The sequence below is a fragment of the Buttiauxella cochleicola genome (assembly GCF_021282405.1).
Taxonomy (GTDB): Bacteria; Pseudomonadota; Gammaproteobacteria; order Enterobacterales; family Enterobacteriaceae; genus Buttiauxella; species Buttiauxella massiliensis.
Window position 1 is genome coordinate 40793 of sequence record NZ_JAJSOU010000022.1, and the last position, 13973, is coordinate 54765.

General features: G+C 48.5%; 14 protein-coding genes. 6 read left to right on the plus strand and 8 right to left on the minus strand.

The window, feature by feature from the left end:
• The first annotated feature begins 190 nt into the window (after nt 1-190).
• The 6 genes from LVQ79_RS20945 to LVQ79_RS20970 all read left to right on the plus strand — a co-directional run bounded on the left by LVQ79_RS20945 (nt 191) and on the right by LVQ79_RS20970 (nt 8437).
• The gene (locus LVQ79_RS20945; RefSeq protein ID WP_232866574.1) at nt 191-1822 is read left to right on the plus strand and encodes an ATP-binding protein; all 1632 of its coding nucleotides are present in this window, start codon (nt 191-193) and stop codon (nt 1820-1822) included.
• 13 nt (nt 1823-1835) lie between these two features.
• Complete coding sequence (locus LVQ79_RS20950) at nt 1836-2531, plus strand: response regulator (RefSeq protein WP_232866577.1); 696 nt, start codon at nt 1836-1838, stop codon at nt 2529-2531.
• A gap of 232 nt (nt 2532-2763) precedes the next feature.
• Nucleotides 2764-3852, plus strand: a complete 1089-nt coding sequence (locus tag LVQ79_RS20955; RefSeq protein ID WP_232866580.1) for an ABC transporter substrate-binding protein — start codon at nt 2764-2766, stop codon at nt 3850-3852.
• Between the two features lie 151 nt (nt 3853-4003).
• Nucleotides 4004-5773, plus strand: a complete 1770-nt coding sequence (locus tag LVQ79_RS20960) for an ABC transporter permease (RefSeq protein WP_232866583.1) — start codon at nt 4004-4006, stop codon at nt 5771-5773.
• Nucleotides 5766-6836 (plus strand): ABC transporter ATP-binding protein, encoded by a 1071-nt coding sequence (locus LVQ79_RS20965; RefSeq protein WP_232866586.1) that lies wholly within the window; start codon nt 5766-5768, stop codon nt 6834-6836. Before LVQ79_RS20960 ends, LVQ79_RS20965 begins: the two co-directional genes overlap by 8 nt.
• A gap of 371 nt (nt 6837-7207) precedes the next feature.
• Nucleotides 7208-8437: an HD-GYP domain-containing protein gene (locus LVQ79_RS20970; RefSeq protein WP_232866588.1), complete on the plus strand. Its 1230-nt coding sequence runs from the start codon at nt 7208-7210 to the stop codon at nt 8435-8437.
• A 114-nt stretch (nt 8438-8551) separates the two neighbouring features.
• Here the strand turns inward: LVQ79_RS20970 and LVQ79_RS20975 are convergent, their stop codons facing one another.
• From LVQ79_RS20975 to LVQ79_RS21010, 8 genes are all read right to left on the minus strand, one after another.
• Nucleotides 8552-9271 carry a transporter substrate-binding domain-containing protein gene (locus tag LVQ79_RS20975; protein ID WP_232866591.1) on the minus strand — a complete coding sequence of 240 codons (720 nt, stop codon included), beginning with the start codon at nt 9269-9271 and terminating at the stop codon, nt 8552-8554.
• Nucleotides 9272-9391: 120 nt separating this feature from the next.
• On the minus strand, nt 9392-10117 hold the full coding sequence (locus LVQ79_RS20980; protein ID WP_051880565.1) for an amino acid ABC transporter ATP-binding protein: 726 nt from the start codon (nt 10115-10117) through the stop codon (nt 9392-9394).
• Between the two features lie 18 nt (nt 10118-10135).
• Nucleotides 10136-10822, minus strand: a complete 687-nt coding sequence (locus tag LVQ79_RS20985; protein WP_034456295.1) for an amino acid ABC transporter permease — start codon at nt 10820-10822, stop codon at nt 10136-10138.
• A gap of 12 nt (nt 10823-10834) precedes the next feature.
• Complete coding sequence (locus tag LVQ79_RS20990) at nt 10835-11512, minus strand: amino acid ABC transporter permease (protein WP_232866594.1); 678 nt, start codon at nt 11510-11512, stop codon at nt 10835-10837.
• A 23-nt stretch (nt 11513-11535) separates the two neighbouring features.
• Nucleotides 11536-12438, minus strand: a complete 903-nt coding sequence (locus LVQ79_RS20995; protein ID WP_232866597.1) for an NAD(P)-dependent oxidoreductase — start codon at nt 12436-12438, stop codon at nt 11536-11538.
• An 18-nt stretch (nt 12439-12456) separates the two neighbouring features.
• Nucleotides 12457-12903, minus strand: a complete 447-nt coding sequence (gene rpiB / locus LVQ79_RS21000) for a ribose 5-phosphate isomerase B (protein ID WP_232866600.1) — start codon at nt 12901-12903, stop codon at nt 12457-12459.
• A gap of 23 nt (nt 12904-12926) precedes the next feature.
• On the minus strand, nt 12927-13670 hold the full coding sequence (locus tag LVQ79_RS21005; RefSeq protein ID WP_232866603.1) for a FadR/GntR family transcriptional regulator: 744 nt from the start codon (nt 13668-13670) through the stop codon (nt 12927-12929).
• Between the two features lie 91 nt (nt 13671-13761).
• A partial coding sequence (locus LVQ79_RS21010; protein WP_232866607.1) for a hypothetical protein occupies nt 13762-13973 on the minus strand: 212 nt, incomplete at its 5' end.

Sequence of the window (13973 nt, forward strand, 5' to 3'; positions counted from 1 at the left end):
GTTGATCCTGTCTGATTAATGAAAATTAAAAGACGGGAGGTCACATGGCTATTAACCCTTATTTCTATGTGAGAATAAATAATTATTTCTCTGGCGAGTTCACAACTCACCTCTTGCCAGAGTACAACCGTGATTTTCGCATGATACGCTTGCCTGGTCTGTTTTCGTTATTTTCCCTACGGCAGGTTATATGAAGCGTAGATTACCTTTTCAGGTAAAACTCTTTTTATCTCTGGTGCTCTTTTCCTGCCTGCTATTGGCTTTGCTGGGTGTGATGTTGTTCCACTTTATGGACCGGCAAATACAACACGACCTGGGTCAACGTGCACGTGTTCAGGCCAGTGAAATTGCTCTAATTCCGGGGCTTGCGGAAATGGTAGCAAACCGGGACATGGCGGGAATTGCCCGTTTAATCCAGCCCTTACGTAAACAAAGTGACGCCAGTTACATTGTAATTGGCGACGTCCGCGAACAGCATCTTTACCACTCTGAATCCCCGGAACGCATTAACCTGCCAATGATTGGTGGCGATAACGCCGAAGTTTTGCAGGGCAAAACGATTATTTCTACGCGTAAAGGTGGTATCGGTGTTTCATTACGTAGCAAAGCGCCAATTTTTAACGCTAAAAACCAAGTGATTGGGATTGTCTCTGTTGGTTATCTCACTTCATATATCGCCAATATTAATGCCAACCGGCTCTGGCAAGCGGGTTTATATGGCCTGCTGCTATTAATTCTGCTGTTTATTTTTTCATGGGTATTCACCCGCAATGTCAAAAAACAAATGTTCTGGCTGGAGCCAAAGGATATTGCTCTGCTTGTTCTCCAACAAAAGGCGTTGCTCGAAGCGATGTATGAAGGTGTATTTGCCGTTAACGCGCAGAAGCAGCTGATATTAATTAACCGTGCCGCGCGCGAGTTGCTGGATATTCGCCAGCCTGAAAATGAACTACTCGGCAAACCACTGGATGAGATATTACAAACGCCACCCACATTTTTTAATCAACATGGCGTGACAGAAAATAACAGCCATCACGATCAAATAACCGTGCTTAATCAACGGCAGGTGATTGTTAACCGTGTACCGATTGAACTCGAACCAGGGGCTGAAAGCGGCTGGGTTTTTAGTTTCCGCGACAAAAATGACATGAACACTCTGAGCAGCCAATTAAGCCAGGTGAAGCGCTACGCAGACAACCTGCGCATCATGCGCCACGAACAGTTGAACTGGACTGCAACACTCGCCGGTTTGTTGCAGATGCAGCGCTATGACGATGCGATGCGCTATATCCAGGCGCAATCCGAGGGGGCACAGAATGTGCTGGATTTTGTCTCAGCGCATTTCACCTCCCCTGCCCTTTGTGGCCTGTTATTGGGGAAATACGTCAGCGCACGCGAAAAAGGTATTGAGCTTACATTTGACCCGGCCTGCCAGTTAACCCGAATTCCCGCGACAATTGGTGAAACCGAACTTATGTCTGTGATCGGCAATTTACTCGATAACGCTGTGGACGCCACGTTGAAAGCCCCCATACATTCGGTACCTGTGGAGCTCTATATTTCAGACAGAAATCAGGAACTGGTGATTGAAGTAGCCGACCAGGGCTGCGGTGTGGATGACACGCTAAAACCCCATCTTTTTGAGCAAGGCGTCACCACTAAACCATCAAGCATTCATGAGATGGCAGGCTCAGAACATGGCATCGGTTTATATCTGGTTGCCAGCTACGTCCATCAGGCACACGGCAGTATCGAAATCACAGACAATACGCCGCAAGGTACAATATTTTCTGTTTTTATCCCCTTTCCGGTAAGTGTTTGAGCAGGGTAATACCATGAATAACAGCAACTCATTTGATGTCGTCATCGTGGAAGATGAACCCCACCTTGCCGGTTTGCATCGCGACTTTATCGAGCAAAATTTTCACCTGCGCGTCGTGGGAATTGCCGCAACACTTGAGCACGCTCGCTCCCTGCTGGAACTACATCAGCCACGACTGATATTGCTCGACAACTTTTTGCCGGATGGCCAGGGGGTGGATTTAATCGACAGCCCGCTTCTTAAGAGCTTCGACTGTTCGGTGATTTTCATTACTGCTGCCAGCGATATGCAAACTTGCAGCCAGGCGATGCGCAGCGGCGCGTTTGACTACATCATCAAGCCCGTCTCATTTCACCGCCTGCGCAGTTCGCTGGAGCGCTTTATGCAACTGGTCAAAACGTTGCGTCATGTGAAGACAGTTGATCAGAATGCGCTGGACCGATTGTATAACCTACCCGCCATCAATGCGGCCTCAGCCCCATCCACGAAAGGAATTGAGCCAAACACGCTGGAGAAAGTTCAGCGCATTTTTACGAGCAGACCTGATATCAGTTGGTCGGTAGAACAGGTGGTAGAAGAAGTCGGAATAAGCAAAACCACAGGGCGCCGTTATCTCGAGTATTGCGTGGAAATGGGTATTATCGGCGTCGAGATGCAATACGGAAATATCGGCCATCCGCGACGTCTGTACCGCAAAATTGGGGGATAACACCTGCGGTTTCTCCCACCTTCAACGGTGGGTAAATGCATATTTTTGTAGCGCGAATCAGCGTAGCGTCATCCGATATAGCCGCACGCTTTCGCGGTTTTAATGGTGTTAATTGCCGAAATAAAGCCCCGAATCACAATTCGGAAAGTTAAAAAACTCCCCCCATTGCCTGTCAAACCCCATGCGCTATGTTGACCATTAGTTACCCAAATGCAGCTAAAGGTTAATAATAATGTTAAATAAAATACATCTCTCTGTAATCACTACCGCTGTACTGATGTCTTGCTCCGCAATGTCTGCACTTCCTCAAGGCTACCCGGCTGACTACCAAAAAGTCGTCGATGCTGCGACTAAAGAAGGCAAAGTGGTCATCTATTCAACCACCGATACCAAAGCCGCTGGCCCGCTAATTCAGGGGTTTGAGACTGCATACCCAGGTATTAAAGTTGAATATAACGATATGAACAGTACCGAACTGTATAACCGTTATATCAGCGAACAAGCGGCGGGTGGCACCAGCGGCGATGTGGTCTGGAGCTCCTCAATGGACACCGCGCTGAAACTGGCTGTCGACTATGCCCAGGAATATAAATCCCCTGAGCAGGGTCAGTTGCCAAAATGGGCTGTGTGGAAAGACAAAGCCTACGGCACAACTTATGAGCCGGTAGTGTTTATCTATAACAAACGTTTGATTCCGGCGAATGAAGTGCCAGATTCCCATACCGCGCTGGCAAAACTTATCGCCAGCCAGCCTGATAAATTCAGCAAAAAAGTCACCACTTACGACATTGAGAAATCCGGCCTGGGCTTCATGCTGTCTGTACAGGATTTCAGAGCTGACCCGAATTACTTCAAAACTCTGGCTGATATCGCTAAAGGCGGCCTGTCTGTGCAGTCGTCCACCGGCACCATGATGGAGAGGGTCTCATCAGGTGAAAACCTGATCGGCTTTAACATTCTGGGTTCTTACGCTGAAGCTCGCGCCAAAACCGATCCGTCTCTGGGGATTTCCTATCCGAAGGATTACACCCTGGTGCTGTCGCGCGTGTCGTTTATCAGTCAGCAAGCGCAAAACAGCAATGCCGCGAAACTGTGGTTGGACTACGTGCTGTCTGAAAAAGGGCAAAGCATCCTGGCCAATCAGGCCGACATCCCATCCATCCGCAACGATATCGAAGGCAAAAATGATATCGACGGCATGACGAAAATGTTAGGCAATGCACTCAAGCCAATCCCTGTGGATGAAACACTGCTGGAATATCTGCAACAGAAAAAACGTCTGGATTACATCAAACAGTGGCGTGCTGCCGCGGCTAAATAAATTTCCCCTACGTCATTCACGCTACAGGTGCGTTGGCTGCACTCGCTCACCCGAAATACTTACTCGAGTAAGCTCATCGGGATTTGCTTGATTGCCGCATGCCTGTAGCGCGAATGACTTGGGTAAATCAGTCGTTGAAAAAGGAAGTCGTATGAGTGCATTGCTAAGAAAGTGGCAGAGCCTGCCACGCGGCATTGTGGTGTTAATAACAGCGCTGGTTATCTACATACCGCTGTCGTTCATCGTGATACAAAGTTTCCTCTCTGCACCGTTCTTTTCGCCCTCAAAAGAGTGGAGCCTTGAATCTTTTGGCTTCATCTTTACCGATCCTGATTTCTACAGGGCATTGAAAAGCGGATTTATTCTGGCTATCGGCCTTGTGGTTATTGCCATCCCGTTGGGTGGAATTCTGGCATTCCTGATGGTGCGCACCGATTTGCCAGGCAGACGTTTGATTGAACCGCTGATCCTGGTGCCAATTTTTGTTTCGCCGATGGTTCTGGGGTTTGGCTATGTGGTCGCCGCCGGGCCGGTAGGTTTCTTCTCGCTGTGGGCCCAATCCATTCTTGGTTTCGTGCCGTGGAATATCTACGACATGTCGAGCATTGTGATAATCGCCGGTCTAACGCATGTTCCGCATGCATATCTCTATATTTCTTCAGCGCTGCGCAGCGTGGGGTCTGATGTCGAAGAAGCTGCACGTATAGCCGGTGCTTCGCCGTTACAGGTAATGACCGCCGTCAGCCTGCCGATGGTGCGCCCTTCTATTCTGTACGCCACCGTCTTGCTGTTCTTCCTTGGGCTGGAAGTGTTCGGCCTGATGCTGGTGCTGGGCGATCCGGAAGGCAACATGGTGTTGGCCACTTATCTGTATCAGTTGACCAATAAACTCGGCACACCTTCCTATCATCTGATGGCCGCGGTTGCCGTGGTGCTGATTTGTATCACCATTCCGCTGGTGATGTTGCAACGTCGCCTGATGCGTACCGCCAACCGCTTTGTAACGGTGAAAGGCAAAGCATCACAGGCACGCGCATTACCGCTGGGTAAATGGCGCTGGGTAGCCGGTGCGGTAGTGGCATTCTGGCTAACAGTGACTATCGGCGTTCCGCTAATTGGCGTGATGTTGCGCGCGTTTATTTCTAACTGGGGCGTAGGCGTATCCATCTGGGATGAACTGTCGCTTCAAACTTTCCGCACTATCTGGGAGCAGCCGAACCTGCTGCGCGCCATTGTTAACTCGATGGCGATTGGTGTTATTGGTGGCGCACTGGCTGTTGCCTGTTATCTGTTTATCGGTATCGCTATGCACCGCAAACCAGACAACATCACGCGTTTCCTCGACTACAGCGTGCTGGTGCCACGCGCGGTTCCAGGGCTACTGGCGGGTCTGGCATTCCTGTGGGTATTCCTGTTCCTGCCGATGTGGCTCGACAATGCACTCAAATCCGGCTGGCTTTCCGGAATGCCGTGGTCGCAGTGGTTGCGCGATAACCTGGTGGTATGGCTGCGTTCGTTGCGCAGTACCATTTTCAGCGTCTGGCTGGCTTATACCGTCGTATGGATGGCGTACGGTCTGCGGCTGATTTCCTCAACGTTGCTGCAAGTCGGGCCAGAACTGGAAGAAGCTGCGCGCAGCACCGGTGCGACTCGCGGGCAAATCACTCGCCACGTCACTATTCCGTTATCGCGCTACGGCCTGATTGGATCATGGTTGCTGATGTTCCTGATTTTTGAGCGCGAATATTCAACCGGCGTGTACCTACTTGCACCAGGTACAGAAACCATCGGCTCAATGCTGGTTTCCCTGTGGGCCGCCGGAGCCATAGATATTGTTGCCGCTCTCTCGTTTATTAATATCCTGCTGGTGGTGGTAGGTCTGGGGATTGCCCTTCGTTTTGGAGTCAAACTGCATGATTGAATTAACGGTCGAGAACCTGCACTTAACCTACGGTGACAACCCGGTATTAAAGGGTGTTTCCATGAATCTGAAACGTGGCGAAGTCGTCTCTTTGCTCGGGCCATCAGGCAGCGGCAAAACCACATTATTACGCGCCGTCGCTGGGCTGGAAAAGCCCACCCAGGGCACGATTACCATCGGGAAAAACAAAGTTTACGACGGCACACCGCGTAGCGAGATCCCTGCCGAAGAGCGCAACCTTGGGCTGGTATTCCAGTCTTACGCACTGTGGCCGCACAAAACCGTATTCGAAAACGTGGCCTACCCGCTGAAGCTGCGCAAAGTCGCTGCTGCTGAAATCACTCAACGCGTACAAGACGTGCTGAACCAACTTGGCCTTGGGCATCTGGGTAAACGCCATCCACATCAACTCTCTGGTGGCCAGCAACAGCGCGTAGCGATTGGCCGAGCGCTGGTTTACAACCCGCCGGTGATTCTGCTTGATGAGCCACTATCAAACCTTGATGCCAAGTTGCGTGAAGAAGCCCGTGTATTCCTGCGCGAGTTGATTATCAAATTGGGCTTGTCAGCCCTCATGGTCACGCACGATCAGAATGAGGCGATGGCGATATCTGACCGAATTTTGTTGCTCAATAACGGCAAAATCGAACAGCAAGGCACTCCACAGGAAATGTACGGCTCACCAAAGACCCTCTTTACCGCAGAATTTATGGGTAGTAACAACCGTCTGCACGGCAAAGTCACCGAGGTGCGTGACGGAAAAGCGCGTATCGAAGGCAAAGGCTGGACGTTGTGGGGACAAGCTGGGGAAGGTGTGCAAAGTGGTCAGGAAGCGACGGCTGTTATCCGCGTGGAACGCGTAATGCTGGTTGACGGCCCTGGCGAAAACCAACTTGAACTCCCGTTGCTTACCAGCATGTATCTTGGCGATCGCTGGGAATATTTGTTCCGTACCTCGGGCGATGATTTTGTCATTCGCGCATATGGCACCAGCCTTCGCGATCCCCAGCATTGCCATCTGGCATTACCTGAGGAACATGTCTGGATTTTCCCTAAATCCTGATGCTTGCAGGGAGCAGTGATTCGTTGCTCCCTGCACTAATTAGTTCTATATGAATAAATTCTGCAAATCACTAACGTATCAAAATTATCCCTCACGCTTATATATCATCAGCAACTTACGCATTGCTTTTCATTTCGTTATTGGTTTAAATCACCACGCAACAATCTAAAGCCGCGACTAATTTATATTTTTCATGACGAATAACAAATATTTTGTCAAAAAAATGTGAAGACAATTAACAATAAAATGCTTTAGGTAAACACATCATTACTTAATGAAACTTGTCTATATAAAATAAAACATCGTTAATGGCAGGGATGTTTATTATATATATCGATAAGTATTTCTTTTTGTGTGCGACAGGAATAAATGTGGAAATAAATCTCTTTCAGGTTTTATCAACTATTGCATTAGCGATCGAAACCAGTGCGCCTGAATTGAATGGTCATCATAAACGGACGGCGTTCATCGCGAATGAGCTGGCTGCTGAACTCAAGCTAGTGCCTAAATACCGCGAAGATGTTTTTATTTCTGCATTGCTGCATGATATTGGTGGTCTGGTAAAAAAAGATTATTTAATCGCCATCGACGATCAAGAACCTTATAGTCACGCACATGCAACCTATGGTGCTTCCATTTTTAAGATGGTGCCTTTATTGGCGGATAAAGCATCAATCATCCTCCATCACCATAGGAAATGGGGTTATGGGCAGGGTGAATACCAGGATGATGAGCGTATTCCGTTCGCCAGCCATATCATCTACCTGGCTGACCGCATCGATATTCAATATCTTAAATTAAGAAATAGTGGGCATGAGTCGCCAGCTGAACGCTGCGTTGAATTGATAAAAGATGAAGTAGAAACACGTTTTCATCCACTCGTGTTAGAAGCGTTTCTTCGCCTGGCAAATAAAACTTATTTTTGGCTGGGATTAACCAGACCATTGCCATTACATCTCTTGAGAATGTATTCACCTATAGCTGATAAAACAATCAGCCTCGATGAGCTAATGGATTTTGGGCTATTACTTAATACCATTATTGATATGCACTGTAACTTCACTTGCCGCCACTCATTACATGTTGGAATTGTTGCCAGATTTCTTGCTGAGAAATGCCACTATTCTGAAGTTGAGTGTAAGAAAATTGAATTGGCAGGCTATCTGCATGATATCGGGAAGCTGGCCATACCGATGAGTTTATTGCACAAAGAAGGCAAACTTGATGATGCAGATATCGCGATATTAAAAAGCCACAGTTATCATACCTTTGAGTTGCTTTCATCCATCGACGCTATCACTGATATCGCGCGCTGGGCAGCACTTCATCATGAGAAACCGAATGGTTATGGTTATCCATTTAGTCTGGCTGGTGATGAGATTGGGCAAGAGTGTCGGATAATTTCGGTTGCCGATGTGTTTGTGGCACTGACTGAAAACCGCCCTTATCGCACTGCAATGCCTGCGAATAGAGTGAGCGAAATCCTTCATCAGGAATCCGAAAATAACTCGCTTGATAGCGAACTGGTTAATATTTTGCTGGAACACCGACAAGAGGTGATGACTCTTACTGATAATATGGATTTGGCACAATTGTATTGATAGAGTATATAGCGCCCATACTGTTAACTGCCAGATATATCCAGCCAGCTTAAATATGGGCGCAAGTAACATTACTTCTGCAATTACTGTTTATCTCTGGATCGTATCTATTTCTTAGCGATTCAATATTTCCTGCGGGATTGGTTCACCGTGATACTTTTCGTATATAGCATTTAACTTTCCATTTTTAATATTGGTTTCAATCCACTCATTAAGTTTTTCTTTTAACTCAGGCTGGTTTTTTTGCAGCCCAATCGCCAAATCAAAAACGGTCAGCGTCATCTTTGGTTCAAAATTCAGTTTTGGATTCTGTTTTTTTATCTGATTAACGAGTGTCGCTGAAGTTGCAACGGCGTAAGCCTGCCCGCTGACGGCTGCGGTAACTAACGTTGCATCGTCATCGTAGCGCTGAACGGTATAACCATTCTTCATTGCATCTTTGCTTAACATTGAGTCCTGCGTCGTGCCGCGTGTAACCGTGATGGCGCGTCCTTTAAGATCGCTCCAGTCACTTATTTTAGTGGCGGCTGGAGCCGCGATGACTGAACGTAATCCTGCATATGCTCTGGTGAAATCTATGACTTCTGCTCGCTGAGGTGTGACTGACAGCGTCGATATAACAATATCTGCTTTACCCGTTTGTAAGTTTGGAATGCGGGTTGGGCCCGTGGTCTCGATAAATTTGAGTTTTAAACCCCAATCTTTGGCCAACAGCTCCGCAGTCTCAACATCAGAACCGACTGGCTTCATTGAGGCATCCAGCATTCCCGATGGAGGAATGGCCATATCCGTTGCGACTCGTAGCTCTCCGCGTTGCTGAATATCCGCGAGCATGTTTGCCTGGGCCGGTAATGACAAAGCGGCAGAGAGTAATGTGGCGAGCAATGCGATGTTTTTTGTAGAGGTCATTATTATTCTCCTGATTGCGTATAGGGCTAAAACAGTTTTTTTCTGTCAAAGGTCGTTTGAAACAAACTCCTGCAGCGCCTCAGTCGACGGCGTTTTCAAAATGGCTACCGTGCCGCTTTCATGTACGGTTCCCTGATGCATAAAAATCACTTTATCGGCTACCCGGCGTGCAAAATTCATCTCATGGGTCACCATGATCATGGTCATGCCACTACCGGCCAGACGTTCAATAACCCGCAACACTTCTCCGGTAAGTTTGGGGTCTAACGCGGATGTCACTTCATCGAACAGCATGACTTTCGGTTTCATCGCCAACGAACGGGCAATGGCAGCACGTTGTTGCTGCCCACCCGAAAGCTGTTCAGGATAACTATCAGCTTTGTCAGCCAGCCCGACCTGCTCAAGTACCGACAGAGCTAACCTTCTGGCTTCTGCTTTCGGCATTTTCTTCACCGACACCGGGCCGAGTGTAATGTTTTGCTCAATCGTCAAATGGGGGAACAGGTTGTAGCTCTGAAACACGATCCCCACATCCTGGCGCAGCTTACGTAAATCAAGGCGAGGATCTTCGACTTTGTGCCCACAGACCTCGATGCTGCCGCCATCGATAGTTTCCAGGCGGTCGATGCAGCGCAGCGCGGTGCTTTTTCCTGAACCACTAGCACCAATCAGTGCGATGACCTGGCCTTGATTAACAGAAAAAGAGACGTCCTTAAGCACCGGGTTAGGGCCGAAGCTCTTTTGCACATTGCTCAATGTAATAATGGACATATTGATTACCTTCAGCGCTTAAGTGATTCGTGGGGTAGCAGGTTGCAATAGTTTGGCTTTTTTCTCAGGTGCGCCCCGCTCCAGCCTTCGGCTTAATACAGAGACCGGGAAGCAAAGACAGAAATAAACTGCCGCAACAATGAGATAAATAATGAAAGGCTCAAAAATAGAGTTGTTAATTAACTGACCCGCTCGTGCTAATTCGACAAACCCCACAACGGAGGCCAGCGAAGTGTTTTTGATAATTTGAACAGAAAACCCCACCGTTGGTGGCGTCGCCAGTTTGATCGCCTGTGGCAAAATAACTTTAAACATGCGCTGCGTGCGTGACAGCGCCAGACATTCAGCGGCCTCCCACTGCGCGCGAGGAACAGACTGAATGCATCCGCGCCAAATTTCACCAAGATAAGCGCTGGCATAAATAGTGAGGGAAACGCCTGCAGCCAGTAGTGGTGAGATTGAAAAACCGAGCTGCGGCAAACCGAAATAGATCATAAACATGATGATCAGTAACGGTGTTCCCTGAATCAGCTGAACCCACAAGCTGACCAGTAAACGCAGCGGCCTGACGGGGGCAATACGTCCAAGTGCAATAAGAAAGCCCATTAAACCACCACCGATAAAAGCCATCAGCGATAAATTAATCGTCCATAACGTGCCTTCGAGCAAAAATTGAATATGGGCAAAGTTGAGGGGAATATTCATCGTCAGTCCTCCCTAAATCGTGGTGCCAAGTCGGCGGCGGCGAGGAAAAATTGCCAGCCCAAACAACCAAAAGACCAGACGCATCAGCATAGAAAGTGCAATATAGATGCCTGCCACAATGAAGAAGGTTTCAAAGGGGCGGTAGGTCTCTGATTGTATGAAGTTAGCGGTTGCCGTCAGTTCTTCAGCAGAGATTTGCGATGTGACTGAAGAGGCCAGCATTAAAAGAATGAACTGGCTGGTCAGCGATGGATATACACGCTCAATCGCCGGACGCAGTGCCACATGCCAATATTGCTGCCATTTAGTTAACCCAAGTGTCTCAGCCGCTTCCCACTGCCCTTTATGGATGGACTCAAAACCTGCACGCATGATTTCAGCTGTATAAGCGCCAACGTTTATCGTTAAAGCAATAACGGAGACGGTGAACGCCGTAAATGAAAACCCCAAGCTAGACAGGCCAAAGTAAACCAGGAATATCTGCACCAGAAACGGCGTATTGCGGATCGACTCGACGTAGATGGCCGCGACTCTTGCACAAAATACAGATTGAGAACGCCGTGCAATGGCACAGAGTGTACCGATAAGAAAACCGGTCACCGTGGTAACCATGGCAAGTTTCGCGGTTAACAGAGCACCGTCAATCAACAACTGCCATTGGGAAAAAATTGCAGTGAAATCAAGGATCATGATTTTTCACCCATGTAATTTGGTCATATAGTCTGCTGACCGGTTAGACGGTCATAAACCTTGAATAGCGCCTGATTACCATTTGACCCTTCGCCGTATGCCTGCGCGTTTTGATACTGAGTGGCAACCAGAGCCGTGGCGGGAAGTGGCACCGGATGTTTTTGCGCGGCTTCCAGTACCAGACGAAGATCTTTCATCATCAGGTCAATACGAAAACCAGCTGAAACATCCCCTTCGATCATCGCCGGCCCCAGCTTATCGAGCATCCATGAGGCAGCTGACCCGCCCAGTAACACTTCGCGCATCTGTGGCAAATCGATATTCCAGGCTCGCGCAAGTGCCAGCGCTTCGCAAATAGCCTGAATATTGATGCCGCAGATAAGCTGATTACAGAGTTTGACGGTCTGCCCGGCACCAGATGCCCCAACATGGTTCAATGTGGTGCCCATGGCTTTGAGATAAGGGGTGGCTTGTTCAAATCCACCAGCATCACCGCCAACCATGATGCTCAACGTGCCCCTTTTAGCACCAATCGGGCCTCCAGAAACGGGGGCGTCAAGCATAGTGACTCCGACTGCTAATAATTCCTGACTTAACTTTCGGGTAGCTTCTGGGGCGATGGTACTCATATCGACAAACAGCTTTCCGGGAGGAGGATTGGACAACAACCCTCCGGGCCCACGGACAATATCTTCAACCTGCGGTGTATCTGGCAGCATGGAAATGACAATATCGGCGTCGCTGGTTACTGCGCTAATCTCGGACACAATTTCCACGCCAAACGGGCGCAATGAATCACCAGCTCCTGAGATAATGTCAAAAGCGCGTACGGTAAAGCCTGCTTGAGCAAGGTTACGGGCCATTTCTCGCCCCATTACACCTAAACCAAGAAAACCAACGATGCCGAAAGTGTTGTTATTCATCATTATTCTCCTTGTTGCTAACTAGTTGGATTGCTCAAGCTGGGATAACTTCTCTACGCGACGAATGAAGTCAGCATCCTGGACAAACTCAGCTTCTAAAAAGGCAGCAATGAGATCGCGTGCCAGCCACGGGCCGACAATTTGCGCGCCAATGCACATCACGTTGACGTCATCATGCTCGACGGACTGATGTGCAGAATGCACGTCATGACAGACAGCAGCGCGAATGCCTTTCACCTTATTTGACGCAATCACCGCGCCAACACCGGTACCACAGACCAGGATTCCGCGTTTACTGTGACCCTCGCGAACTTTGCTACATAAGGCGTAAGCAATATCAGGAAAATCCACGGGTTGTGGGTCATGACTGCCAATATCTTCAATTTCATACCCGCACTGGCGAAGCCACCGTGAGAGTTCTTGTTTGAGATGAAAGCCTGCGTGATCGCTACCAATGACTATCTGCATCTGTCTTTCCTTCTGAGTGGGTTTTAGTTTGCAAATGGGGTTCCGCCAACCATGCGAATGGTGGCGCGACGGCGAAAATCGGCCCCAATCTCAAAATGGCGGCCCAGTAATTCATCGGCTTTTTCTTCATTGCGATCGACGATGGCGGCAAAAATGGCGCGATGATGATCGATAAGAAACTCTTCTATGCCTTCGAGTTGAATAATCTGTTCGCGTCTGTCGAGGTGGGATCGGTGCATTAACACACTGATCGATTGATACATGTTGATAAGTGTTGGGGAGCCTGAAGCATTAACGATGGCTTCATGGAAACGAAAATCGGCAAGACCACCTGATTCTGGAATATGGATGGTATCGACGATATCGCTAAGACATGCGGCCAGACGATCGTAATCACTCTGAACAGCCCTGCGGCAGGCAAGACGTGTTGCCTGACGCTCAATCGCAATACGTGCCTGCATCACGTCGTCAACCACGTTTGGCTGGTGCGCCAGAACAAAGGTGAAAAACTCGCCCAGGATTGAGACATCAGGTTTAGTTACAACCGTACCCACTCCATGCCGGATTTCTACAGCACCGATCATGGCTAAGGCTCTTAGCGCCTCACGTAATACTGGCCGGCTAACCCCTAATCTGGCAGAGAGGTCGCGTTCAGGCAGCAAACTGTCTCCAGCTTTGAGCTCTCCGGAAAGTAATTGCTCGCGCAAAAATTTAACAACCCGGTCGTAGCCGCTGATGTGTTCCGTCTTTTCACGACTGATTTGCATACAATATTACCAGTGGTCTGTAGTGGTAATACCAATGGTAGATATGTTAATGAAATATTAATGTGATGTTGATCGTTTTTTAAACTGATTATTATGTGATCAACTTTGCAGATGATTTAAAAAGCGCTGGAGGGTGGCGCGTTGATGATGAAGGGGTAAGCCTGGAGTGATAAACGACAGAAACGAAAAAGCCCCAGCTTATTTCTAAGCTGGGGCTAAAATGTTGGTGGAAGCGTAGAGATTCGAACTCTAGAACCCTTTCGGATCGCCGGTTTTCAAGACCGGTGCCTTCAACCACTCGGC